Below are 23,168 nucleotides of genomic sequence, written 5' to 3'. Positions count from 1 at the left end.
CGGACCGAATCAGCCACCCCCACACCTACCGCCTACGGCAGCCCGTGGACCTTCGGACCCACCGCGTTCGACCAGGTACTACCCGCCTTGGCGTCCCAGTTGGTCGACCAGGTCATCGCCCCGCGCAGCCCCGGGTAGGTCTTCGAGGGCTTGAAGGACCCGCAGTTCGTCCCCCGGGCCAGGCAGTCCAGCGCGTTGTTCACGACGGTCGGCGAGACGTAGCCGCTGCCCGCGCCGCTGGGGGAGGCCGGGACCCCGATGCCCACCTGCGAGGGGTCGAGCCCGCCCTCCAGCTGGATGCAGGCCAGCGCGGTGAGGAAGTCCACCGAGCCCTGCGAGTAGACCTTGCCGTCGCAGCCGTTCATCGCGCCGCTGTTGTAGTACTGCATGTTCACGACGGTGAGGATGTCCTTCACCGCCAGCGCGGTCTTGAAGTACCCGCCCTGGGTGGACTGCATGTCGATGGTCTGCGGGGCCATCGTCAGGACCAGGGAGGGGCCGGCCTTCGCGGCCAGGGCGCGCAGCGCCTGGGTCATGTAGGTCGGGTTGAGCCCGTTCTCCAGGTCGATGTCGATCCCGCTGAACCCGTACTCCTGCATCAGCGCCCAGGCCGAGTTGGCCAGGTTCGCCGCGGAGGCGGAGTCGTTGACCGAGATCGTGCCCTTCTCGCCGCCGATGGACAGGATGACGGACTTGCCCGCCGCCTTCTTCGCGGCGAGGTCCGCCTTGAACTGGGCCACCGTGTAGCCGCCGAGGCCGGCCGAGTCGAGGTTGAAGGTGATCGCGCCGGGCGTGGTCGTGGCGTCGGCGAAGGAGACGGCGATGATGTCGTACTGGGCGGAGACGTCGGACAGCTTCTGGACGGTCGCGCCGTTGTTGAAGTTCTGCCAGTAGCCCGTCAGGGCGTGCCTGGGCACGGACGGGTTGGGGTTCGGGTTGCCCCCGCCGCCGGTGGTGGTGCCGGTCACCGGCGGGGACTTGGGGCCCTCGCCGGCCGCGTTGAAGGCGCTCACCTGGAAGGAGTACGAGGTGGAGGCGGTGAGCCCGGCGATCTGCGTGGAGGTGCCGGTGACCGTCTGGACGCGGACGCCGTCCTGATAGACGTAATATCCGCCCGCCCCGCTGACCGCGTTCCACGAAAGGGTGAGCCCGCTGTCGCTCTGGCCGGAAACCGTGGCCGCCGAGGGGGCGCCCGGCAGGCTCGGGCCGGGGTCGGTGCCGCCGCCCCCGTCGGGGCCGAAGACGCTGAACTCGTCGACGAGGTAGGCCGGCTGGCCGTACCAGCCGTGCGTCCAGACGGTGACCTGGGTGGTGTTCGGGCCGGTGGTGAAGGTGGTCGACAGCTTCTGCCAGCCGCCGCCGGAGCCGGGGGTCCAGGTGGAGACGTCCTGGGTGCCGGTGCCGGTCGCGCCCAGGTAGACGTACGAGCCCTGGACCTGGGCGCTGAGGGTGTACGTGGAATTCGGCTTGACCGTGACGGTCTGCGCGCACTGGGCGTTGTCCTGGCCCGCCGGGGTGGCGCGCAGGGCGCCCGCGCCGGCGTAGACGGGCGAGCCGACGGCGGCGCCCGAGCCGCCGGAGCAGGACCAGTTCGCGAGGCCGGACTCGAAGCCTCCGTTGCGGGCGACGTTGACGTCGGCCGCCTGGGCGGTGCCCGCCGTGAAGGCGGTGAGGCCGCCCGCGGCGAGGGTGGCGGCGCCCAGGAGGGCGAGGGAGCGTATGCGGTTCACGTGGACTCCGTGGGGGGAGTGGAGGGGTGGAGCGGAAGGGAGTTCGAAAGGGGTCCGAAGGGAGGGGGAGTGGGGTTCCCCCGCGGACGACCGTGGACGACTGCCGGTGCGGCAAAGTTGGTCCAGACCAATCCCGGTGTCAAGGGTGTTTGCGAAGTGGCTTGAAATGAATGGGCGTCGGATCCCTGTTGTCCGGGTTTTTCGTCACCTGTGACATGTGCTTCCGGCACAGGAATCCCCAAGCCCCTGACCTGCGCGGGGTGACGCGGATATGGTGCTGGGGCAAGGGGGAAGACGCGTCGGACGTTTGCGGTCGCGCAGTGCCGTGCGCGTGCCAGCGGGCGCGTGCGCGTACGTGACGGCCGGGGGAACGGCCGACGCGTACAGGGTGAACGGGGGGATTCGCGTGCCGACCGCCATCGCTGTCACCAGTGCCGATCTGGTGCTGCCGGCCCCCGACCGGCACACCCCCGGAGCCGCCGTCCTGCGCCCGCCCGGCGAGGCCGACCTGGAGAGCGCGCTCGCCGAGACCACCGCCCTGCTGGAACGGCACGGCCACCTCGTGGCCCTCGTACCGCCCTGGCTGCCCCCGGCCACCGTCCGCCGGCTGCACACCGTCCGGGCCATCCTGGAAACCGACCGGATCGCGCTCCTCGACATCGACCTCCCGCCCCTGGGCACGGCCGTGCTGGCCCGTCAGCTGCGCCAGCTCACCGTCAGCGACTTCAGCCCCGGGGTGCTCGCCTCCGCCGCCCGGCTGCTGTCCCACTACGTCTACGCCGGCGCCCTGCTGGGCAGCGTCGCCAAACTGGACCGGGTCCCCGTCGGCCTCAAGGCCCACGCCCGCTCCTGGTCGCCGAGCGCCCAGTTCGCCGTACTGGCCCACCCGCAGCCGCACCTGGCCCGGCTGGGCGCCTCCGCCGCACCCGCCCACGGCGGCGTGATCCCGCCCGGGCCCGCCTTCGCCACCCACCTCACCTTCGCCCGCGGCCAGCTCACCTCCGACTGGGTCACGGCCGAACTGGCCCCGGCCTGGAAGGTCCAGGGCGTGATGGAGAACCCCCTCCCGGCCGACTCCGCGCGCTGGTGGGCCACCCCCAAGCTGGTCGAGTTCGCCGCCGCCATCCCGGACGTCTCCGTCCTCTACCAGCTCGTCGCCTCGGTCCGCCGCGAGCAGTGCCGCTGGTGCGGCTTCGAGCTCATCGGCGACCGCTGCGGCTTCTGCGCCGCCCCGCTCGCCGCCCCACCGCCCGAGGACGCCGCCACCTCACGGGCCCGCGCCCGCACCGGATCCTGACCGCCCGAACGAACGAAGAACGGCGAGGTAAGTCGGCCCATGAACTCACGCCAGCGCCGCGGCGTCATCCTGCTGCTCCTGTCGGCCCTGTGCGCCCTCGCGGCGTTCGCCGGGGTGCTCGTGGTGATCGGCGACGTCAACTCCAAGGTCGGGGCCGAGGTCGTCGCCTACCGCGTCAAGGGCGACATCGCCCCGTACAGCGCCCTGACCGCGGGCCAGTTCGAGGAGGTCAAGGTCCCCAAGCGGTGGCTGTCCGACACCGCCGTCAGCGACCTCGGGACCCTCCAGGGCAAGATCGCGCTCACCACCCTGAAGAAGGGCTCCCTGCTCCAGAGCGACATGTTCGTCGACAAGCCGCAGCTCCAGCCCGGGGAGCAGGAGATCGCCATCATGATCGACGCGGCCACCGGCGTGGCGGGGAAGATCACCTCCGGCGCCAAGGTCAACATCATCGCCACCTTCAAGGGCGCCAAGGAGACCGACCCCGCCCGCTCCGTGATCATCGTCGCGAACGCCCGCGTCCTGAACGTCGGCAAGCTCACCGCCCTCGACAAGGACGGCGACAAGAAGGGCCCCGCCGAGGCCGTCCCGATCACCTTCGCCCTCAACACCAAGGACACCCAGCGCGTCGCCTACGCCGAGTCCTTCGCGGAGCACGTCCGCCTGGCCCTCGTCGCCCCCGGCACCGACTCCGTGCCCAGCCCGACCGACCGCACGTACACCCTCGACGGGGACAAGTGAGGCGCGGATGACCACTCGAATCCTCCCCGCGGCCGGCGACGCCGACGCCGCCCGCTCCATCGTCGCCCTGCTCAGCCAGCTCCCGGACGCCGAGCCCGCCCCGCCCGTCCCCGACTCCGGCTCCCTGCTCGACGGCCTGGGCCGGCTCGCCGCCGACTCCGTCGACGAACTCCCCGAGGTCGTCCTCGTCCACGAGCGGATCGGGCCCGTCCCCGCGCTGGAACTCGTCCGCGAGGTGGCCCTGCGCTTCCCCGCCGTCGGCGTGGTGCTGCTCTCCTCCGACACCGGGCCGGGGGTGTTCTCCGCCGCCATGGACTCCGGGGCGCGCGGCCTGGTCGGCCTGCCCCTGCACTACGAGGAGCTCGCCGCCCGGGTCGGCGCGGCCGCCCAGTGGTCGGCCGGCGTCCGCCGCCACCTCGGCCGGGGCGCGGAGGTCGTCTCCGGCCCGGGCGGCCGGGTGGTCACCGTCACCGGCGCCAAGGGCGGCGTCGGCACCACCTTCACCGCCGTCCAGTTCGCGCTGGCCGCGGCCGCCTCGGGGCGCCGCACGGCCCTCGTGGACCTCGACCTCCAGGCCGGGGACGTCGGCTCCTACCTCGACGTCCAGTTCCGCCGCTCCATCGCCGACCTCGCCGGCATCCAGGACATCTCGCCGCGCGTCCTCCAGGACGCCGTCTACGAGGACCGCACCGGCCTGGCCCTGCTGCTGGCCCCGGCGGAGGGGGAGCGGGGCGAGGACCTCGACGAACGCGCCACCCGCCAGGTGCTCAGCGCCCTGCGCGCCCGCTACGAGCTGGTCGTCGTGGACTGCGGCACCCAGGTGACGGGCGCGAACGCCACCGCCGTGGAGCAGGCGGACGTGGCCGTGCTGGTCACCACCCCGGACGTGGTCGCCGTCCGGGCGGCCAAGCGGATGGTGCGGATGTGGGAGCGGCTCCAGGTGCGCAAGGCGGAGGACACCTGGATGGTGGTCAACCGGTGGAGCAGGCACACCGAGATCCAGCCCTCGCTGATCGAGAAGATCACCAAGACCCGTCCGACCCGGACCCCGGTCCCCGCCGCCTTCAAGGAGCTCCAGGGGGTCGTGGACGCGGGCCGGGTGCAGGACCTCGACAACCGCTCGACGGTGAAGCAGGCCCTGTGGGCGCTGGCCGGGGAGCTGGGCCTGCTGTCGGCCCCGGAGCAGGGGTCCGAGGCGCCCGCGCGGGCCGCCGCGGGCTCGGCGCTGGCGGTCCGGGCGGCGGGGCCGGTGGCCCGGCTGCGGCGCGGCCGGGAGGGCTGACGGATGCGGCGGTGGCGGGGGGAGCGGGACCGGGGGCAGGTGGCCCTGGAGTTCGTGGGCACCGTCCCGCTGATCCTGCTGCTCGTGGCGGCGGTGTGGGAGTGCGTCCTGATCGGCTACGCCTTCTCGCTGGCCGGGAACGCGGCCGACGAGGGCGCGCGGGCGGGCGCGGTGCACGGGGACGGGGCCTGCGCGACGGCCGCGGCCGAGCACATCGGGGACGCGTGGAACCTCACGACCGCATGCGGCCCGTCAGGCGACGTCTACAAGGCCACGGTCCGCCTGGAGATCCCGGTCCTCTACCCCGGACTGGGCTTCGGCGAGATCACGGGCACGGGCGGGGCGGCGATGGAGAGGGAGGCGAAGTGAACCGGTACCGGGAGCGGCTGCGCTCCGACCGGGGCCAGGTGGCCCTGGAGTACATCGGGTTCGTCCCGATCCTGCTCTTCGTCGCCCTCTGCGGGATCCAGCTGGGCTGGATCGCGTACGTCCACGAACAGGCCGACACCGCCGCCCGGACCGCCGCCCGCGTGGAGGCCCGCAAGGGCTCGGGCGGGGAGGCGGCGGGCGAGGCCGCCGTCCGCGGGGGTCTGGGCGCCGTCGTGAAGGTGACCAAGACCGCCGACGCCGTCACCGCCACGGTGACCATAAAGATCAACTCGATCGTCCCCGGCCTGGACGTCGAGGACGCCGAGGCCACGGCGGTCATGCCCAACGACGACCCGACCGGAGCCCGCCCATGAGCCTGCGTTCCCGGGTCAACACCCCCGACGACCGCCACAGCCCCCGCGAGGACGGCCGGCTCGTCTCCTCCTACCGCGCCAAGCTGCTGGAGGAGATCGACCTCGCCGAGATGTCCGCGCTCGCCCCCGCCGAGCGGCGCGCCCGCCTGGAACGGGTGCTCGGCCACATCATCAGCCGCGAGGGCCCCGTCCTCTCCACCGCCGAGCGGGCCCAGCTGATCCGCCGGGTCGTCGACGAGGCCCTCGGCCTCGGCGTGCTCGAACCGCTCCTGGAGGACGCCTCCATCTCCGAGATCATGGTCAACGGCCCCGACCAGATCTTCGTCGAGCGCGCCGGCCGGGTCGAGCAGCTCCCGATCCGCTTCGCCTCGCACGAGCAGCTGATGCAGACCATCGAGCGGATCGTCTCCACCGTCAACCGCCGCGTGGACGAGGCCAATCCGATGGTCGACGCCCGCCTGCCCAGCGGCGAGCGCGTCAACGTCATCATCCCGCCGCTCTCCCTCACCGGCGCGACCCTCACCATCCGCCGCTTCCCGCGCGCCTTCACCCTGCACGAGATGATCGCCCTCGGATCGCTCGACGAGCAGATGCTCCTGCTGCTCTCCGGCATGGTCCAGGCCCGGATGAACCTGATCGTCTCCGGCGCCACCGGCACCGGGAAGACCACCCTCCTCAACGCCCTCTCCGGCCTGATCCCCGAGGGCGAACGCGTCATCACCATCGAGGACTCCGCCGAACTCCAGCTCCAGCAGGCGCACGTCATCCGCCTCGAATCCCGCCCGGCCAACGTCGAGGGCAAGGGGCAGATCACCATCCGCGACCTCGTACGCAACTCCCTGCGCATGCGCCCCGACCGCATCATCGTCGGCGAGGTCCGCGGCGGCGAGACCCTCGACATGCTCCAGGCGATGTCCACGGGCCACGACGGCTCCCTCGCCACCGTCCACGCCAACAGCTCCCAGGACGCGCTGATGCGCCTCCAGACCCTCGCCTCCATGTCGGAGGTCGAGATCCCCTTCGAGGCGCTCCAGGACCAGATCAACAGCGCCGTCAACGTCATCGTCCAGCTCACCCGGTTCGGGGACGGCTCGCGCCGTGTCACCGAGATCTCCGTCCTCGACTCGCACGGCCGCGAACCGTTCCGGATCACCACGGTCTGCCGGTACGTGGCCCAGCCCATGGCCGCCGACGGGCGCGTGCACGGCTACTTCGCCTACGCCCCCCTCCCGCGCCGGATCGCGGAGCGCCTCTACATGAACAACCAGCCGATTCCCCAGGCCTTCGGGGTCGCCCCGCCCGAGGACCCCTTCGACCCGCTCACCCACCGGACCGTCCTGTGACCGACCTCGTCCTCCTCACCCTCGGCACCACCCTGCTGGCCGGCCTGCTCGTCACCCTCGGAGTGCACGCCTACGCCGCCGGCCTCGCCCAGCGCGCCGCCCTCGTCGAACGCCTCGCCGCCGAGGGCGCCCCCGAGGCGCCCGGACGCCGGCGCCGCTTCCCCGGACTCGACCGGCGCCTGCGCGGCACGAGGCTCGGCCGGCGCATCGAGGTGAAGCTGGCGACCACCGGCCTGGACCTCACCCCGGGCGAGTTCTTCGCGTACGTGCTGATGGCGGTCGCCGGGATCTGGCTGGTCTCCGCCTCGCTCCTGGCGCCCTTCTTCGGCCCGGTCGCCGGCCTGGTCGGCCTGTGGGCGGCGAACGCCTTCCTCAACTGGCAGCGGGCCCGCCGCACCGAGCGGTTCATCAACCAGCTCCCGGAGCTCGCCCGGATCCTCGCCAACGCCACCCAGGCCGGGCTCGCCCTGCGCACGGCCATCGGGATCGCCGCCGAGGAACTGGAGGCCCCGGCGGGGGAGGAGCTGTCCCGGGTCGCGGACCGGCTCGCGGTGGGCCACTCCATCGAGGAGTCCCTCGGGGAGATCGTCGAGCGGCTGCCCTCCCGCGAACTGGTCGTCCTCGTCTCCACCCTCGTGCTGTCGGCGCGGGCGGGCGGCGCCATCGTCGGCAGCCTGCGCAACCTCGTGGTCACCCTGGAGCAGCGCAAGGAGACGCGCAGGGAGATCCGTACCCAGCTCTCGCAGGTCACCGTCACGGCCTACCTGGTCCCCGCGATCGGCCTGGGCTCGCTCCTGCTGGTCGACACGATGATGCCGGGGGCGCTGGACCGGATGACCGGCGCCCTGGTCGGCCAGACGGCCGTGCTGATCGCGCTGGGGCTGTTCACGCTCGGCTTCGTCCTCATCCGCCGCCTGTCGAAGATCGACGTCTGACGGGAGGACGAAGAGACCCATGAGCACCATGAGCAGCTACCTCCCCCTCCTCCTGGCCGTCGTGACGGCCCTCTCCGTCTTCGGTGTCCTCCACGGCATCCGCCTCTACCGCGCCGACGTGGAACTCCCCACCGACCTCGCCCTCGCCCTGGAGGTGGGCTCCTCCCGCACGACAGCCGTCGGCTCGCTCGTCGACCGCCTCGGCATCCGCTGGGCGCCGCTGGTGCTGCGCCTGATGGGCCCCAGGCGGGTGGCCCGCAAGCGCGCCCAGATCGACCGGGCCGGCAACCCGGCCGGCCTCACCATCGACCGGTACGCGGCCCGGCGCGCCGTGTACGGGTTCCTGGGCGGCCTGGGCGCCTTCGCGATGCTGCTCAACGGGCAGCTGGTCGTCGCCCTCCTCATGGTCGCGTTCGGGCTGTTCTGGATCGAGGCCGGGCTGTGGTCGGCGATCCGGGTCCGCCGCGACGACATCGAGCGCACCCTGCCCGACTTCCTCGACGTCCTCGCGGTCGTCGTCAGCGCGGGCCTGGGCTTCCGGCAGGCGCTGGAACGCGTGGCGGCCAAGTACGAGGGCCCGTGGGCGGACGAGATCCGCATCACCCTCCAGCAGATGGACATGGGCGTCAGCCGCCGCCAGGCCTTCGACGAGCTGCGCCGGCGCAACGACAGCGAGCAGGTGGCCCAGTTCGTCACCGCCCTCCAGCAGGGCGAGGAGCTGGGCTCCCCGATCGTCGACACCCTGATCGCCATCGCCGAGGACATGCGCCGCACCGACGCCCAGAACGCCCGCCGGCGCGCCGCGCGGGCCGTCCCGAAGGCCACGTTCGCGGTCACCATGTTCATGCTGCCGGGCACGCTCATCCTCCTCGTCTGCGGCTTCGTCTACGGGGCGAACGTGGACTTCGGCGCCCTGCTGGGCGGAGGCTGACCATGGCGGTCCTCACCCCTGCCGCCCCCGGCCCGTCCCTGCGGCTGCGGGCGAACGCCCTGCAGTCCCTGTGCCGCCAGGTCTTCGCCCTCCGCCTGGTGATGATCCCCCTGGGCACGCCGCTGGCCCTGTCCCGCACGGCACCGGGAGCCCCCGCGTACCTGGTCTCCGGTGCGGCCGTGGCCACCTTCACCCTCTCCTACGCGCTCTTCCGCGACGGGGAGCCACGCGGCCCCCTGCTCCAGCGCCACCGCTGGCTGCTGGCGGCGGACATGGCCCTGGGCACCCTCCTCCTCATCACCGCCACCCCCGCCTCCCCGCTGGGCCTGGTGGCCCTCGGCACCCCGCTCCTCGCCGGGCTGGTCTACGGCTGGCGGGGCTCGGCGGTGTACGCGGCGGCGCAGACGGCGGTGGTGGCGGCGCTGGGCGGCGGCCTGGTCCTGTCCCTGCTGTGCGTCCTGTCGGGCGCGGCGGGCTCCTCGGTCCGCGACTTCCTGACCCGGCTGACGCAGGCGCGGGCGCAGCTGGCGGTGGCGGAGGCCATCCGCGCCGAACGGGACCGGCTGGCCCGGGACATGCACGACTCGCTGGCCAAGACCCTGCACGGGCTGGCCCTGACGGCCGACGCCCTGGCCCTCACCGACGACCCGGCGGCGATCCGCACCCGGTCCGCCCTGCTGGCGGTGGCGGCCCGCCGCGCCGTGACGGAGTCCCGGGCCCTCCTGACGGACCTCCGCGAGCCCCTCCCGGACGTCCCCCTCCTCCCGGCCCTCCAGGGGCTGGCGGCCCCCGGCACGACCGTCCACGCCCCGGGCCCGCTCCCCGCGCTCCCGGCCCCGGCCGCCCACCACCTCCTGGCCATCGCGGCGGAGGCCCTGGAGAACGCCCGCCGGCACGCCGCCGCCACGGCGACCACCCTCACCGCGACGGCCACCCCCACCCACCTCACCCTCACCGTCGCCGACGACGGCCGCGGCCTCCCGCCCCGGCCCGCGCCCGCCCCGGGCCACTACGGCCTGCTCGGCATGCGGGAACGCGCCACGGCACTCGGAGCCCGCCTCCGGATCGGCCCCCACCCCGACGGCCGCCCGGGCACCCGGATCGACCTGACCCTCCCCCTGGAAGGGAGCCCCTGATGGCCGGCCCCCGCGTCCTGATCGCCGACGACAACCCGGTCGTACGGGCCGGCCTGGCCGCGCTCCTGGCGGCGGCGGGCGACATCACGGTGGTCGCCCAGGCCTCGGACGGCCACGAGGCCCTGAGCCTGACCCGCCGGCACGCCCCGGACGTGATCCTGCTGGACGTCCGCATGCCGGGCGTGGACGGCATCTCGGCCCTCCCGCACCTGGTCCGGCTGGCGCCGGTCCTGATGCTCACGTACAGCCGGGAGTCGGAAATCGTCCGGGAATCGCTGCTGCTGGGCGCGGGCGGCTACCTGGTCCACGGCGAGTTCACGCCGGAGGACCTGGTGAGAGCCGTCCACGACGCCCGCGAGGGCCGCCCCCACTTCACGCCAACGGCGGCCGGCGCCCTCCTGGAGAACCTCCGCACCTCTTCGCAACCGCAACGAACTGTGGCACAGTCTCCGGAGAGGCTGCACAACTCCGCGCTCTTCGGGCTGAGTTCGCGGGAGGTGGAGATCATGGATCTGATCGCGTCCGGGATGAGCAACCAGCAGATCGCGGCGGCGTGCTTCATCAGCGAGAAGACGGTGAAGAACCACATCAACCGCATCTTCGCCAAACTCCAGAGCACGAGCCGCAGCGAAGCGATAGCCCACTGGCTGGGAACGGCCCGCCCGGGGGTGAGTGGACATGGGTAGACGCGGTGCGCAGTGGGTCCGTAATTGGGCCCCGGGACCCTTGGTTATCACTCGTCACTCGCCGTACCGTCCGCAAATCACCAGCGGTATCGGCCCGGGAGGGAACCCCCATGTCACACAACTCGCTGCTGAAGGCATCGGTCGAGGCGAAGATCCGCCTGACAGGCTGGACGGACACGGCGGTGACCCGGATCCGCAAGCGGTACTCCAACGCCGACCGGGGGCAGACCGCGTTCGAGTACCTGGGCATCATCCTGGTGGTCGTGGTGATCATCGGCGCGATCGTCGGCTCGGGCATCGGGTCGGAGATCACCAAGCGCATCAAGGAGGCCGTCACGAACATCAAGGCCGGCTGATCACAGCGCGCATGCGGTCGTCGCCGGATCGCGGTCAAGTCCTGCCGCTCTACGTGGTCCTCGTGGCGGGGCTGCTCTTCGCGGCTCTGGCTCTGTTCGTCATCGGCCAGGCGGCCGTAACCCGCAGCGACGCGCAGGGGGCTGCGGACGCGGCTGCTCTGGCGGCGGGGAGAGAGGCCCGGGACCGGGTCCTGTTCGGTCTCGATCTGGCCGCCCTGAAGCCCGAGGACTGGGCGAAGATCGTCGATGCGGACTTCCTCAAGTCGGATGGCGCCTGCGCTCAGGCCGACGTCTTCGCGGCCCGCAATGACGCGAAGGCGCAGTGTCAGGCCTCGCCGCCCAAGTTCACCGTGACGGTGGAGAGCAACCGGACGGTCGGCGATTCGGTGGTTCCCGGCACGGACGCCATGCACGGAACGGCGACGGCCACCGCCCTGGTCGAGTCGAATTGTCAACTCGGGGTGGTGGCCACACCAAGCCCCGCGCCCACGGAGCCTGCCGGGGGAGGTACGCCCGAGCCCACCCCGACCACGTCAGCGGCTCCCGCGGTCACATTCACCTGCGGTAAGGGGGAGTCGGTCAAGTTCGATCCGATGAAGCCGGGCTCCCTCCGAGAGTTGGGCAGGAAGCTCTTCAGTGTGCGCCTCGTCAACTGACGAGGAACGAGAGACAAGGAAGCGTCATAGATGGGCATTCGGCACATGGCAAAGGTGCGTGGGGGAGTGGCTGTTGTGGTCACGGCGCTCTTGACCCTCACCGCAGCCGGGTGTGGCGGTGGCGACGGTGGCGACGCGAAGGGAGCGTCTAAGCCATCGCAGCCCCAGTCGCAGAATGCGGGTGCTCAGGCCTCCTCGCCGGGCAAGGACCAGAGCTCCGCTCCGGCGGTGGTCATCGCCACGCTCAAGGGGCAGGAGGGGATGGTCCTGGAGATCAACTCCGTCCAGAGGGACCCGGGCGGCTTCCTCACCGTCACCGGCCAGCTCAAGAACACGGGCAGCCAGTCCTACAAGGACACCGTGGCCTGGCGCGGCATCGAGCTGAAGGGCACCGGCGAGTCCGTGGCCGGGGCGACGCTGGTCGACAAGGCGGGCAAGAAGCGCTATTACGTGCTGCGGGACACGGAGTCCCGATGCCTGTGCACGACCGGGGTCTCGAGCGTCGACGCGGGCCAGGCCATTCCCTTCTTCGCCCAGTTCCCGACCCCGCCCGCTTCGACGAGCGAGGTCGAGTTCAACCTTCCCACGTTCGCCCCGGCCACCGTCAAAATCTCCGGGTGACCCGATGACAAAACGCCACCGCGTAGCCGCAGCCACAGCAGTCGCCGCCCTCGTCATCGCGGGTGCGCACCTGATCGGTGCCAGTGCCGCGTACGCCGACGACCCGAAGCCCTCCGTACCCCCCGGCACCGAGCCCGCCCCCGCCGCGCCCGTGCCCATCGACTCCAACGCCCCCGGCCTCAAGATCCCCCAAGGCGGCACCCTCGCCCCCGTCAAGGTCCTCGACATCGCCGAGGTCGTCGAAGACCTCGGCGGTGAGCAGCGGCGGCAGGAGACCAATCAGAACGTCATGATGGCCCTCCAGTCCGAGGTCCTCTTCCCCGAGAACAGCGCCGTCTTCAACGCCCAGGCCGCCGCCCGCATCCAGGCCATCGCGCAGGAGATCAACACCCAGAAGGCCACCCGCATCCGCGTCTTCGGTTTCACCGACGACCAGGGCAGCTACGAGCACGGCCAGGAGCTCTCCAAGCAGCGTGCCGACGCCGTCCAGGCGGAGTTGGCCAAGACCGTCACCAACCCCGGCGTCACCTACGACGTCCGCGGCTACAGCGAGGACTACCCGATCGCCGACAACGGCACCGAGGAAGGCCGCAAGAAGAACCGCCGCGTCGAGATCACCTTCCCCCGCGGAGCGACGGGCACCGCCGGTTAGGCTCCGGGGATGATCCAGACCCCGGAGGCGTTCGCCCGTACCACCACCGACCGCGAGGGCGCCCCCGGGGCGGCATGGCTGGCCGAGCTGCCCGGCATCGTCGAGGACCTCCTCGCGCGCTGGGACTGCGCCCCCGACGGCGAGGTCACGCACGGCGGCGTCGGCCTCGTCGTCCCCGTCCAGCGGCGGGGGCCGCGCCTGCCCGCCGTGCTGAAGGTCTCCTTCCCGCACCCCGGCAACGTCCACGAGCCCGACGCCTTCGCCGCCTGGCGCGGCCGCGGCGCCGTCCACCTCCTGGAGCGGGACGACGACCGGTTCGCGATGCTGCTGGAACGGGCCCGGCCGCAGACCCTCGCGGAGGCCGAGGACGGCGACGCGCTCGTCACCGTCGCCGGGCGGCTCAGCCGCCGCCTCGCCGTGCCCGCACCGCCCGGCCTGCCCCGCCTCAGCGACCAGGCCGGCGCCTGGGAGGAGCAGCTGAGGCGGGACGCCGCGCAGCTCCCGCCGCGGGTGGTGGACGCGGCCGCGGTGACCGTACGGGAGCTCGGCCGCACCCAGCCGGACACCCTCCTGCACGGCGACCTCCACGCCGGGAACATCCTGGCGGCCACCCGTGAGCCCTGGCTGGCGGTCGACCCCAAGGGCTGCGCGGGGGACCCGGCCTACGACGGCGGCACCCTGCTGAAGTCACGCGTCCTGGCCCTCGCCGCGGCGGACGACCCCCGCAGGGCGGTCCACCGCGTCCTGGACGTGTTCGCCGACTCCGCCGAACTCGACCGCGAACGCGTACGGAGATGGGCGCAGTACCACGCCGTCCAGGCGGCCCTGTGGGGCCGCCGTCACGGCTTCCGCAGGGCCCGCGGCGGGCCGGAGCTCGACCGGCTCACCGCACTCGCCGACGCCCTGGCCGAACTCCTCACGGAGCCGCGCCGCCCCTAGCGCCCAGCCGCGCCGCGCCTAGGCTGCCGGGATGACCATCCCTCAAGTGATCGTCCTCAACGGTGGTTCCAGTTCCGGGAAGTCGGGCATCGTGCGGTGTCTGCAGGCCGTCCTGCCCGACCCCTGGCTCGCGTTCGGCGTGGACACGCTCGTCGACGCCATGCCGCCCTCGCTGCGGGCCTCCGACGCCGGGATCGGGTTCGAGCCCGGTGGCGCGGTGGTCGTCGGGGAGGAGTTCCGCCTCCTCGACGCCGCCTGGGCCGAAGGGATCGCCGCCATGGCCCGGGCCGGGGCCCGGATCGTCGTGGACGACGTCTTCCTCGGCGGCCCTGAGTCCCAGCGGCGCTGGCGGGAGGCCCTGCGCGGGCTGGCCGTCCTGTGGGTCGGCGTCCGGTGCGACGGCGAGGTGGCCGCCGCCCGGGAGATCGCCCGGGGCGACCGGCCCTCGGGCATGGCCGCCGCCCAGGCCGAGGCGGTCCACCGGGGGGTGGTCTACGACCTGGAGGTCGACACGAGCCGTGCCGAATCCCTGGCCTGCGCCCGGGTCATCGCGGCCCGGGTCCGGTCGTCCAGTTCCCCTCAAGCAAGTTAATTGAACACGTTCAAGGAATCTGACAGGCTGTCCCCCGGCGGGCGCCACTCCGGCGCACCGCTCATCAGGCATGCCATGAGGGGGAGTTGGCCGTGGAAGAGGACGCGCCGTGGAAGAACCTGGGGACCATCGGGCTGCGGCTCGTCGACCTGACGCTCCGCTACACCGCCACGGCCGCGCTGGCCTGGGTGCTGACGAACGCGACGCTGCCGGAGGAGTTCGACATCCTGGGGGAGCTGCCGTACCACCTCATGATCACCGGCATCCCGTCCGTGCTGATCAGCTTCGTCTACGGGCTGGCCAGCGGGCGGACCGGCATGGACTTCCGGGCGCCCCTGGCACTGCTCCTGCTCCTGCCCCTCTGGTGGACGATCGGCTTCCCGCCGCTCGTCTACGTCCTCGCCGTGGGGCAGGTCGCCTTCGCCCTGGGCGTGATGCGGGCGCCCTTCAAGGGGCCCTCCCGGCTCCGGCGGTTCGGTCGGGCGGCGCTCGCCCGGTGCGCCCGCCGGGGCGCGGCGCCGGCGTGACGCGGGTCACCGGAAGAGCCCGAAAAGGGTGACACGGGGCTGTCGCGGACCGTTGCGAGGCTCTACGCATGACGACGCGAACGAGCCCCACGACGACCGCCGCCGACCTGCCGCTCACCGACCAGGACTGCCTCGCCGAGACCCTCGCCTTCAACGCGCGGTTCGAGGCCGCCGCGGCCTCCCGCCCCGCCCGCGGGCGGGTCCTGGACCCCGGCCTCCTCGCCCGGATCCGCCGCAACCGGCTCGCCGGGGACGCCCCGCCCGTGCGGCTGCCGCAGGGGCGGGACCGGGTCGTCGCCGGGGTGCGGGTCCGGACCTTCCTGCCGGAGGGCGCGGACGGCGGTCCGGTCGACGGGGTGTACCTGCACGTCCACGGCGGCGGCTGGTCGTTCGGCTCCGCCGACGGGCAGGACGAACGGCTCCTGGGGATCGCCGAGGCCGCCCGGCTGGCCGTCGTCAGCGTCGACTACCGGCTCGCGCCCGAACACCCCTTCCCCGCCGGACCCGACGACTGCGAGGCCGTCGCCCGCTGGCTCGTCGACAACGCCGCCGCCGAGTTCGGGACCGGCCGGCTGCTGATCGGCGGCGAGTCCGCCGGCGCCCACCTCGCCGTCCTCACCCTGCTGCGCCTGCGCGACCGCCACGGCCTCGGCGGGGCGTTCCGGGGGGCGCACCTGCTCTTCGGCCCCTACGACCTGTCCATGACCCCGAGCCAGCGCTCCTTCGGCTCCCGCCCCCTCGTCAGCAACACCGACTCGCTGCTGGGCAGTTACGAGTCCTTCTCGCCCGGTACCGGCCCGGAGGAGCGCCGCGACCCGGAGCTCTCCCCGCTGTACGCCGACCTGGCCGGCCTGCCGCCCGCGCGGATCGTCGTCGGCACCGAGGACCCGCTGCTGGACGACTCGCTCCTCCTCGCCCGGCGCTGGCGGGCGGCGGGCGCGCCCGTACGGCTCGGGGTCGTCGCGGGCGCGATGCACGGGTTCACGCTCTTCCCCCTGACCGTCACCCGCCGGGAGTTCGCGCGCGAACGGGAGTTCCTCGCCGCCGTGGGCCGGTAGCGTCGGGCCCATGGACCGTACGACCAGGCTCTACGCCCTCGTGGAGGAACTGCGCGCGGCGGCGCCGAGGCCGCGTACGGTCGCGGCGCTCGCCGCGCGGTTCGAGGTCAGCACGCGGACGGTGCAGCGCGACCTCCAGGCGCTGATGGAATCCGGCGTCCCCGTCCGCACCGCCCTCGGTCGGGGCGGCGGCTGGACGGTCGACCCGTCCATGACCCTGCCCCCGGTGCAGTTCACCGCCGACGAGGCCGCGGCCCTGGCCGCCGCCCTCGCCGCCGCCGAGACCCCCTACGCGGGCGCGGCCCGCACGGCCTACCAGAAGCTGATCGCCTCCATGACCGGCCCCGCCGCAGCGGCGGCCGAGGGGCTGGCCGCACGGATCGTCGCGCTGCCCTCGCGGACGGAGCGGGCGGTCCGCGACGCGGTGGAGCGGGCCCTCACCGACGGCACGGTGCTTCGGCTCGCGTACGCCGACGCGTCCGGCCGCGCGAGCGAGCGCGCCGTGGAGCCGGCCGGCCTGCTCACGGCCGAGGGCCACTGGTACCTGATCGGCTGGTGCCGCACCCGCCGGGCCGGCCGCGGCTTCCGCCTGGACCGGATCACGCGGGCCACCCCGACGGACGAGCCGGCCCGGCCGCACGACCTGGCCGCGCTCCTGCGCGGCTCTGCGGCCGCCACCGCGACCAGGCCCGCCGCGCTGTCCCCGCTCACCGGTCCGTGAGGACGGCTCACCGGTCCGTAAGGACGGTTCACCCGTCCGCGAGGACGGAGCCGGCCGCCACCGGCGCCGGGTGCCGTCCCGGCGGGGCGGCGGCGTGGGCGTGCGCGGTCGGCAGGAGCCAGGAGGCGAGGAGGGCGATCAGGAGCGCGGTCCACCACGCGATGCGGCCGCGCGGGGTGGAGGGGGCGGGCTGGCGCATCAGGTCTTCTTCCGAGAGAAGCGGATGATGCGACAAGCTAGCGAAACGGGCTCTTCCGTTCGGGGATGTCGGCCCGGGGCGGGGTGTGTCGTCAGCCGTCCGGGCCGAGGAACCGCCCGCACCCGGGCCCGGCGTCCGGGCTCAGGCCTTGCGGGGCTGGTTGAAGCGCAGCATGTTCCCGGCCGGGTCGCGGAAGGCGCAGTCGCGCACCCCGTACGGCTGGTCCATCGGCTCCTGGAGCACGTCGGCACCCGCCGAGCGGATCCGCTCGAAGGTGGCGTCGACGTCGTCGGTGGTGAAGATGACCCCGCGCAGCATCCCCTTCGCCATCAGCTCCGCGACCGCCTGCCGGTCGGCGGGGGTGGCGTTCGGGTCGGCGAGCGGGGGCTCCAGGACGATCTCCACGTCCGGCTGGGCCGGCGAGCCGACCGTCACCCAGCGCATGTTCTCGTACCCGACGTCGTTGCGGACCTCCAGACCGAGGACGTCCCGGTAGAAGGGGATCGCCTTGTCGTGGTCGTCGACGGCGATGAAGCACTGCGAAAGCTTGATTCCCATGGCTCAGACGCTACGCGCGGCCGTCGGGTTTGGCTTCTCCGTTCCTGACCGGACGCGTGTGGATCTTCACGATGCAGGCGGGGATGGCGGCGCTGTCGCCGTGGTCGCGGGCCCGGTAGGCGCTCGGGCTCTCGCCGACCAGCTCGGTGAAACGGGAGCTGAAGGAGCCCAGCGACGTACAGCCGACCTCGAAGCAGACCTCCGTCACCGACAGGTCGCCGCGCCGCAGCAGGGCCTTGGCCCGTTCGATGCGGCGGGTCATGAGGTAGCCGTACGGGGTCTCGCCGTAGGCGGCGCGGAAACTGCGCTGGAAATGGCCGACCGACATCAGGGCGATCCCCGCCAGGGCGGGAACGTCCAGCGGCTGTGCGTAGTCGCGGTCCATCGCGTCGCGGGCCCGGCGCAGCCGGACGAGGTCCTCCAGGTTCACGCCGTCCACCATCTCACAGGGCGAAATCGGCCTGCCAGAGCCGATCTTGGACGCTTAGGCTGCGCCGCATGTCGCAGCAGCCGCCCCAGGCGTCCCGGCCCGTGAGGCTCGTCATCCTGATCACCACCCTGCCCGGCCGGGGCCGGGAGCAGGAGGAGGCGTACGAGCGCCTCGCGCCGCTGGTCAGGGCGGAGGAGGGGTGCCTGCGCTACGACCTCCACGGCGTGGCGGGCGACCCCGACCGCTTCGTGCTGATCGAGGAGTGGAGGTCGAAGGAGGCCCTCGCCGCCCACGACGCCACCCCGCACATGATCGAGGCCGACGCGGCCAGTCCTGCCTTCCGGGCGGGCCCGGCGCAGGTGCTGGAACTGTCCCCGGCCCCGCTCGCCTGACCCCGACGCCTCACCCGCCCGGGTGGGCCTCGGCCCCCAGCAGCCGCCGCGCAGCCGCCCGGGCGTGCAGGGCCGGGGCCGGGCCGGGGTCGAGGGCGGCGACCACCGTCGCGCCCTCGGCCAGGATCAGGAGCTGTTCCGCGAGCTCCGGTGTGGGGGCGAGGTCCGCCAGGAGGGCGCGGAGCTCCGCCTTGTGGCGGCGGACGACGTCCAGGACGGCGGCGGGGCCCGTGCCCAGCTCCCCGTACGCGTTGAGGAACGCGCAGCCGCGGAAGTCCGGCTCCGAGAACCAGGCCGCCAGCCAGTCGAAGACCGCCGGCACGGGCTCCGGGGCGGCGGCCACCGCCTCCCGCAGGCCGCCGATCCAGCGGCGGTCGCGCCGCTCCAGGTAGGCGGCGACCAGGGCTTCCTTCGCGGGGAACAGCCGGTAGAGCCGCTTGAGCGGCACGCCCGACTCGGCACGGATCCGGTCCATGCCGACGGCCTGCACGCCCTCGGCGTAGAACAGCGCCTCCGCCGCGTCGAGGAGGCGGGTGCGGGCTTCTTCGTCGTCCATGGCGTGAAGGGTAATCGAGATCCGCTTGCTTTGAGAACGCTCGTTCTCTACTTTGAGAACGAGCGTTCTCCCGATGGTGCGAGTGAGAGGAACTTTCCATGCTGGTCCCGCCGTTCACCGAAGAGACCGCGCGAGCCAAGGTGCAGGCCGCCGAGGACGCGTGGAACAGCCGCGACCCCGAGCGGATCGCCCTCGCCTACAGCGAGGACTCCGTCTGGCGCAACCGCGACCGCTTCCTCACCGGCCGCGCCGAGATCCGCGCCTTCCTCGCCGAGAAGTGGCGGCGCGAACTCGACTACCGCCTCCGCAAGGAGCTCTGGGCCTACACCGGCGACCGCATCTCGGTCCGCTTCGAGTACGAGTGGCACGACGCGGACGGCCAGTGGTGGCGCAGCCACGGCAACGAGCAGTGGGAGTTCGACGCCGACGGCCTGATGCGGCGCCGCGAGGCCAGCATCAACGACGTCCCGATCGAGGAGTCGGAGCGTCGGCTGCGCGGGGATCAGTAGAGGTAGGTGCCCCAGCGCTGCTCGGCGCCCCCGTTGCACGGCTCGACGGTGACCTGGCCGCCGTGGCCCTTGTCGGTCAGGCAGTCGTTGCGCTTGTTCGCGGAGTAGATCTCGTACCAGCCGTCACCCTTGCCGACGAAGATCCACTTGCTGTTGTTGGTGGCGTCGTAGTGGTAGAGCTGGGTGTTCCGGTTGTCGGCGCCGGAGAGGTTCAGCACCTGGCCGTCCTTGACGCGGTTGGTCAGGGCGTAGGCCGGCATTCCGTCGGAGGTGTCCTCCTTCCGGTCCAGGCGCCAGCCCTGGGAGGGCTCGTTGGGGCTGTGCTGCGCCCACGTCTGGACCCGGTTGCCGTCGGCGGTGCCGCCGCCGGCGTCGTCGATGGCCCGCCCGGACCCCTGGTTGACGATCGTGATCCACGAGCCGTCGGGGTGGTTGCCGCGGCTGCCGTTGTTGTTCGCGCCGTGGGATCCGAGGTCCGGGTTGGAGGTCTGCGGCCAGCCGTTCGGGGTGATGGCCCACAGGACCGAGTTGTCGGACCGGTGGAGCACCAGGTTGCCGTCGTCCTGGATCTGGACCCAGGCGTTCGGGTTGTTCGGGGTGCCGGTGGACCAGAGCGGGATGTTGTTGGCGGTGGAGAGCACCAGGTTGCCGTCCCACTGCATGGTCAGGTGGTCGCCCCGGCCGACTGTGCCGCTCGCGTGGAGGACCCGGCCGCCGTCGCCGTACTCAACGAGGTTGCCGTCGTCCTGCATGATGAGGGTGTTGCCGTTGCCGGAGGTGAGCCGCTGGCCCTTCGACAGGGTCTGGCCGGCGGAGAGCATGGAGTTGCCGCCCGTGGAGGGTGAGCTCCGCCTGTCGAACCTGAGCTGGGTCGTGGAGGATCCGTTGGCCCCGACGCCGGTCGCGTTGCCGTGGATGCCGCCGTTCGACTCCGTGTAGGCCGTGATCTTCTGGTTCCCGTACCAGGACATCGTGTTCTCGAAGTCCGCGGTGCCCTGGTCGAAGATGAAGACGCCGTAGGAGTAGTTGTTGATGGAACCGGTGCGGACGACAGGGGTGTTGTTCACACCAGGGCCGCCCTGGAGCCTGCCGGTGTTGATGTTCGCCGCACCGAAGTCGTGCTTCATGTAGACGACCACGACGTTGTACTTGTAGTTGGTGTCCTGATCGACCTCGTCCAGCATCGCGTTGATGAACGACTTGTACTGATTCGACTGCTGGTACGACGCGAAGATCCGGTCCATGCCCGACAGGAGCGTGCCGAGGACGTCCCCGGCGGCCGCCGCGCGCTGGGTGCCCGTCGGGGCGGTCCGCAGTTTGCCGGTCACCCTGGCCGCCGCCCCCGCCGTCCCCGGAGCCGGGTCCGCCGCCAGGGCGTAGGGGGCGGACGCCACCACCGCCGCCGCGAGTGCCGTCGCGATGACGGCGGTCCGGATTCCGGTCTTCGTCCTGCTCATGGGTCTTCCTCTTCTCTTTCGCTTCTTCGGTCCCCGAGGTCCAGCGGCAGGACCCGGGAACGGGAGCCGTGGCGGGGCGTGCAGACGGAGCCGGCCGGGGCGTGCAGGACCGACCCGGCCTGGAGGCGCAGGGTCAGTGCCGCCCCGGCCGGCGGGGCGATGTGCCAGGTGCTGGAGCCGTCGAGCTGGCAGACCAGCAGGTCGTTCGTGACGGTGTCGCGTTCCGTGGGGTGGGGCAGGACGGTGACGGGGCGGCCGAGCCGGCCGGTCAGGGCGGCCGGGAGGAAGGTCTCCAGGTCGCCCGGCTCCGGCGGCTCGTGCTCGGGCCACATCAGTCCGGGGCTCCGCCCGAGGTGGACGGAGAGGAACAGTGCGATCTCCTCGACGAGGAGGGCTTCGGTCTCTCCGGGGACCTGGGCGGTGCGCGACATCCGGGACGGCCTTCCTGGGTCCGGTCCCGGAGCGAACCGGCCGCCTCCGGGGCCCGGTTGGTGGTCGGGTTGACGGGCACCATCCTGTGCCGCGTCCGGCCGCCGCGGAATCCGCGACAAACCGGCCCCGGGGCGTCGGCCCCGGGGGTCAGGTCCCGGGTTCACGCCTCACGGGAGCGCCCGCTCCCGGCGGCGAACCGGCCCGGCCCGGCCTGTGGTTCAGCCCTCGCCGTCGGCGAGGAGTCCCGCCCGTGCGGCGGCCGCGCCCGCCTGGAAACGGCTGTCGGCGCCGAGCCGGTCCATGATGTCGGCGATGTGGCGCCGGGCCGTGCGCAGGGACATGCCCAGGCGGCGGGCGATGGCCTCGTCCTTCAGGCCCGCGCCGAGCAGCCGCAGGATGGTCCGGTCGATCTCGCGGGCGACCTGCTCCAGGCCCTGGCTGGCGGCGTCCGCGAACACGGCGGCCTGCTCCCATGACTGCTCGAACAGCTCGCACAGGAAGGCGACGGTGTGCGGCTCGCGGATCACCACCGCGCCCCAGCTGCCGTCGCTCAGGGGCAGGAAGGCCGTCTCCCGGTCGTACACGACGAGCCGCCCGAACAGCTCGTGCGCCGTGCGGTGCTCGGCCCCCAGTTCGGAGGCGGCGGCGACGTACGCCTGGGTGGGGGCGTGGAAGCGGGAGGTGTGCGGGTGCAGGACCCGCAGCCGGACGCCCCGCTCCAGCAGGGGCCGGTCGCGCTCCAGCGTGTCGCGCAGGGTGTCGGGGGTGCGGAAGCCGCCGGCGGGCTGGCAGGTGAACACCTCGCCGCGGCAGGCCGCGGCGGCCCGGGTCATGAGGGTGCGCACCGTCTGCATCCCGGAGACCACCTCCAGGGCGCCGCCCGCCGCCTGCACCCCGTGCTGGTAGGCGGAGGTGAACTGCTGGAGCTGGCGGCGCATGCGGAACAGCTCGTACTGGCGGGAGCGGATCTCCTCCTCGACCGGGCCCGCCAGCTGGGCGGCCGCGACCTCGGGGGCCACGGCGTAACCGGTGCCGGGCTCCTCCGGGTCGGTGTGCACGAGCCGGGCCGCGACCAGGCGTTCCAGCGAGGCCGCCGTGTCCGCCGGGTCCAGCCCGAGGTCCTCGGCCACGGCCGCCGCGTCGAGGCGGCGGTGCTCGGCCAGCCACTGGTAGACCGCCCGATCCGTCTCCCCGAAGGCCGTCAACCCCGATATCCGCCCGGAAATGGGCCCTTCGTCCACTTCGTCCCCCACTCCTCTTACTGCCACGTAACTTTAGTGAGGGGCGGAACGCATGGTCCCGGGGTTCGGCGCCGGTGAAGCTGGGCGTGTCCCCGGGCGCCGGATGTTCCCCCCGGCGCCCGGGGACTCCCGTCGATCCGACTGATCCGCCCGATCCGACCGATCTGATCGACCCGACCGGCCCGACTGACCAACGGAGTCCCGCATGAAGCTGAAGCACCTCGCCCTCACCGCCCTGACCGCGGCCCTGTTCGCCGCGGCCGTCCCGGCCACGGCCCACGCCGGCACCACCCCGCCCGGCGACCCGAGCGGAGGCGGGACGGGTGGCGGCGGCACCGGCGGGGGCACCACGAGCTGCCGGTGGCTCTCGCCCGAGGAGGTGCGCCGGCGGTTCACCCCGGAGGCCATCGCCCTCCTCCAGGCGGCCGGCAGCCTGAGGGACGGCCAG

29 protein-coding genes and 1 pseudogene are annotated in these 23,168 nt (G+C 72.9%); 22 read left to right on the top strand and 8 right to left on the bottom strand.

The features are described from left to right. Window positions 1–32: 32 nt before the first annotated feature. On the bottom strand, window positions 33–1,730 hold the full coding sequence (locus AB0O29_RS22370; protein ID WP_365153940.1) for a glycoside hydrolase family 18 protein: 1,698 nt from the start codon (window positions 1,728–1,730) through the stop codon (window positions 33–35). Window positions 1,731–2,136: 406 nt separating this feature from the next. Here AB0O29_RS22370 and AB0O29_RS22365 point away from each other — a divergent pair, with 406 nt between their 5' ends. The 19 genes from AB0O29_RS22365 to AB0O29_RS22275 all read left to right on the top strand — a co-directional run bounded on the left by AB0O29_RS22365 (window position 2,137) and on the right by AB0O29_RS22275 (window position 16,946). Further along, window positions 2,137–3,027, top strand: coding sequence for a hypothetical protein (locus tag AB0O29_RS22365; protein WP_365153938.1), 891 nt, complete (start codon window positions 2,137–2,139; stop codon window positions 3,025–3,027). 39 nt (window positions 3,028–3,066) lie between these two features. Beyond that, on the top strand, window positions 3,067–3,768 hold the full coding sequence (gene cpaB, locus AB0O29_RS22360; protein WP_365153936.1) for a Flp pilus assembly protein CpaB: 702 nt from the start codon (window positions 3,067–3,069) through the stop codon (window positions 3,766–3,768). A gap of 7 nt (window positions 3,769–3,775) precedes the next feature. After that, on the top strand, window positions 3,776–5,050 hold the full coding sequence (locus tag AB0O29_RS22355) for an AAA family ATPase (protein WP_365153935.1): 1,275 nt from the start codon (window positions 3,776–3,778) through the stop codon (window positions 5,048–5,050). A gap of 3 nt (window positions 5,051–5,053) precedes the next feature. Continuing rightward, window positions 5,054–5,419, top strand: a complete 366-nt coding sequence (locus AB0O29_RS22350; RefSeq protein ID WP_365153933.1) for a TadE family protein — start codon at window positions 5,054–5,056, stop codon at window positions 5,417–5,419. Continuing rightward, window positions 5,416–5,793 carry a TadE/TadG family type IV pilus assembly protein gene (locus AB0O29_RS22345; RefSeq protein ID WP_365153931.1) on the top strand — a complete coding sequence of 126 codons (378 nt, stop codon included), beginning with the start codon at window positions 5,416–5,418 and terminating at the stop codon, window positions 5,791–5,793. Before AB0O29_RS22350 ends, AB0O29_RS22345 begins: the two co-directional genes overlap by 4 nt. After that, complete coding sequence (locus tag AB0O29_RS22340; protein ID WP_365153929.1) at window positions 5,790–7,136, top strand: CpaF family protein; 1,347 nt, start codon at window positions 5,790–5,792, stop codon at window positions 7,134–7,136. The genes AB0O29_RS22345 and AB0O29_RS22340 overlap by 4 nt, the downstream gene beginning before the upstream one ends. Further along, a complete protein-coding gene (locus AB0O29_RS22335) occupies window positions 7,133–8,071 on the top strand; it encodes a type II secretion system F family protein (protein ID WP_365153927.1) in 939 nt (312 codons plus the stop codon). The genes AB0O29_RS22340 and AB0O29_RS22335 overlap by 4 nt, the downstream gene beginning before the upstream one ends. Before the next feature lie 28 nt (window positions 8,072–8,099). Next, window positions 8,100–9,002, top strand: coding sequence for a DUF5936 domain-containing protein (locus AB0O29_RS22330; RefSeq protein ID WP_365153963.1), 903 nt, complete (start codon window positions 8,100–8,102; stop codon window positions 9,000–9,002). Window positions 9,003–9,004: 2 nt separating this feature from the next. Continuing rightward, complete coding sequence (locus tag AB0O29_RS22325) at window positions 9,005–10,138, top strand: histidine kinase (protein WP_365153925.1); 1,134 nt, start codon at window positions 9,005–9,007, stop codon at window positions 10,136–10,138. Further along, the gene (locus tag AB0O29_RS22320; RefSeq protein ID WP_365153923.1) at window positions 10,138–10,824 is read left to right on the top strand and encodes a response regulator transcription factor; all 687 of its coding nucleotides are present in this window, start codon (window positions 10,138–10,140) and stop codon (window positions 10,822–10,824) included. The genes AB0O29_RS22325 and AB0O29_RS22320 overlap by 1 nt, the downstream gene beginning before the upstream one ends. A 110-nt stretch (window positions 10,825–10,934) precedes the next feature. After that, the gene (locus AB0O29_RS22315; protein ID WP_365153922.1) at window positions 10,935–11,180 is read left to right on the top strand and encodes a hypothetical protein; all 246 of its coding nucleotides are present in this window, start codon (window positions 10,935–10,937) and stop codon (window positions 11,178–11,180) included. Window positions 11,181–11,191: 11 nt separating this feature from the next. Beyond that, a complete protein-coding gene (locus tag AB0O29_RS22310; protein ID WP_365153920.1) occupies window positions 11,192–11,836 on the top strand; it encodes a pilus assembly protein TadG-related protein in 645 nt (214 codons plus the stop codon). 228 nt (window positions 11,837–12,064) lie between these two features. Continuing rightward, window positions 12,065–12,457, top strand: coding sequence for a hypothetical protein (locus AB0O29_RS22305; protein WP_365153918.1), 393 nt, complete (start codon window positions 12,065–12,067; stop codon window positions 12,455–12,457). A gap of 4 nt (window positions 12,458–12,461) precedes the next feature. Next, entirely contained in the window at window positions 12,462–13,109 is a 648-nt protein-coding gene (locus AB0O29_RS22300) for an OmpA family protein (RefSeq protein ID WP_365153916.1), read from the top strand. A 9-nt stretch (window positions 13,110–13,118) separates the two neighbouring features. After that, window positions 13,119–14,048: an aminoglycoside phosphotransferase family protein gene (locus AB0O29_RS22295; RefSeq protein WP_365153914.1), complete on the top strand. Its 930-nt coding sequence runs from the start codon at window positions 13,119–13,121 to the stop codon at window positions 14,046–14,048. A gap of 31 nt (window positions 14,049–14,079) precedes the next feature. Continuing rightward, window positions 14,080–14,640: a chloramphenicol phosphotransferase CPT gene (gene cpt, locus AB0O29_RS22290; protein ID WP_365153912.1), complete on the top strand. Its 561-nt coding sequence runs from the start codon at window positions 14,080–14,082 to the stop codon at window positions 14,638–14,640. A gap of 92 nt (window positions 14,641–14,732) precedes the next feature. Beyond that, window positions 14,733–15,167: a hypothetical protein gene (locus tag AB0O29_RS22285; protein WP_365153910.1), complete on the top strand. Its 435-nt coding sequence runs from the start codon at window positions 14,733–14,735 to the stop codon at window positions 15,165–15,167. 68 nt (window positions 15,168–15,235) lie between these two features. Beyond that, a complete protein-coding gene (locus AB0O29_RS22280) occupies window positions 15,236–16,225 on the top strand; it encodes an alpha/beta hydrolase fold domain-containing protein (RefSeq protein ID WP_365153908.1) in 990 nt (329 codons plus the stop codon). Window positions 16,226–16,235: 10 nt separating this feature from the next. Continuing rightward, window positions 16,236–16,946: a WYL domain-containing protein gene (locus AB0O29_RS22275; protein ID WP_365153906.1), complete on the top strand. Its 711-nt coding sequence runs from the start codon at window positions 16,236–16,238 to the stop codon at window positions 16,944–16,946. 28 nt (window positions 16,947–16,974) lie between these two features. Here AB0O29_RS22275 and AB0O29_RS22270 read toward each other — a convergent pair whose 3' ends face one another. From AB0O29_RS22270 to AB0O29_RS22260, 3 genes are all read right to left on the bottom strand, one after another. After that, a complete protein-coding gene (locus AB0O29_RS22270; protein ID WP_365153904.1) occupies window positions 16,975–17,145 on the bottom strand; it encodes a hypothetical protein in 171 nt (56 codons plus the stop codon). Between the two features lie 141 nt (window positions 17,146–17,286). Further along, on the bottom strand, window positions 17,287–17,703 hold the full coding sequence (locus AB0O29_RS22265) for a VOC family protein (protein WP_365153902.1): 417 nt from the start codon (window positions 17,701–17,703) through the stop codon (window positions 17,287–17,289). 10 nt (window positions 17,704–17,713) lie between these two features. Then, a complete protein-coding gene (locus tag AB0O29_RS22260; RefSeq protein WP_365153900.1) occupies window positions 17,714–18,133 on the bottom strand; it encodes a helix-turn-helix transcriptional regulator in 420 nt (139 codons plus the stop codon). Between the two features lie 68 nt (window positions 18,134–18,201). Here AB0O29_RS22260 and AB0O29_RS22255 point away from each other — a divergent pair, with 68 nt between their 5' ends. Next, window positions 18,202–18,525, top strand: a complete 324-nt coding sequence (locus AB0O29_RS22255) for a putative quinol monooxygenase (protein WP_365153898.1) — start codon at window positions 18,202–18,204, stop codon at window positions 18,523–18,525. Window positions 18,526–18,535: 10 nt separating this feature from the next. Here the strand turns inward: AB0O29_RS22255 and AB0O29_RS22250 are convergent, their stop codons facing one another. After that, a complete protein-coding gene (locus AB0O29_RS22250) occupies window positions 18,536–19,081 on the bottom strand; it encodes a TetR/AcrR family transcriptional regulator (RefSeq protein WP_365153896.1) in 546 nt (181 codons plus the stop codon). A 98-nt stretch (window positions 19,082–19,179) separates the two neighbouring features. On the opposite strand from AB0O29_RS22250, the gene AB0O29_RS22245 reads away from it, so the two are divergent. Continuing rightward, entirely contained in the window at window positions 19,180–19,590 is a 411-nt protein-coding gene (locus AB0O29_RS22245; RefSeq protein WP_365153894.1) for a nuclear transport factor 2 family protein, read from the top strand. Here the strand turns inward: AB0O29_RS22245 and AB0O29_RS22240 are convergent. The 3 genes from AB0O29_RS22240 to AB0O29_RS22230 all read right to left on the bottom strand — a co-directional run bounded on the left by AB0O29_RS22240 (window position 19,584) and on the right by AB0O29_RS22230 (window position 22,684). Further along, window positions 19,584–21,047: an RICIN domain-containing protein gene (locus tag AB0O29_RS22240; RefSeq protein ID WP_365153892.1), complete on the bottom strand. Its 1,464-nt coding sequence runs from the start codon at window positions 21,045–21,047 to the stop codon at window positions 19,584–19,586. The genes AB0O29_RS22245 and AB0O29_RS22240 overlap by 7 nt on opposite strands. After that, window positions 21,044–21,478 (bottom strand): hypothetical protein, encoded by a 435-nt coding sequence (locus AB0O29_RS22235; protein WP_365153890.1) that lies wholly within the window; start codon window positions 21,476–21,478, stop codon window positions 21,044–21,046. Before AB0O29_RS22235 ends, AB0O29_RS22240 begins: the two co-directional genes overlap by 4 nt. A gap of 219 nt (window positions 21,479–21,697) precedes the next feature. Beyond that, window positions 21,698–22,684, bottom strand: coding sequence for a helix-turn-helix transcriptional regulator (locus AB0O29_RS22230; RefSeq protein WP_365153888.1), 987 nt, complete (start codon window positions 22,682–22,684; stop codon window positions 21,698–21,700). Between the two features lie 241 nt (window positions 22,685–22,925). On the opposite strand from AB0O29_RS22230, the pseudogene AB0O29_RS22225 reads away from it, so the two are divergent. Further along, window positions 22,926–23,168 (top strand): annotated as a pseudogene (locus AB0O29_RS22225) (hypothetical protein); the annotation flags it as partial.

Origin of the sequence: Streptomyces sp. NPDC089915, assembly GCF_040684675.1 — a bacterium.
In the GTDB taxonomy this organism is placed as follows: Bacteria; Actinomycetota; Actinomycetes; order Streptomycetales; family Streptomycetaceae; genus Streptomyces.
This window is presented reverse-complemented; position numbering and strand designations above follow the sequence as displayed.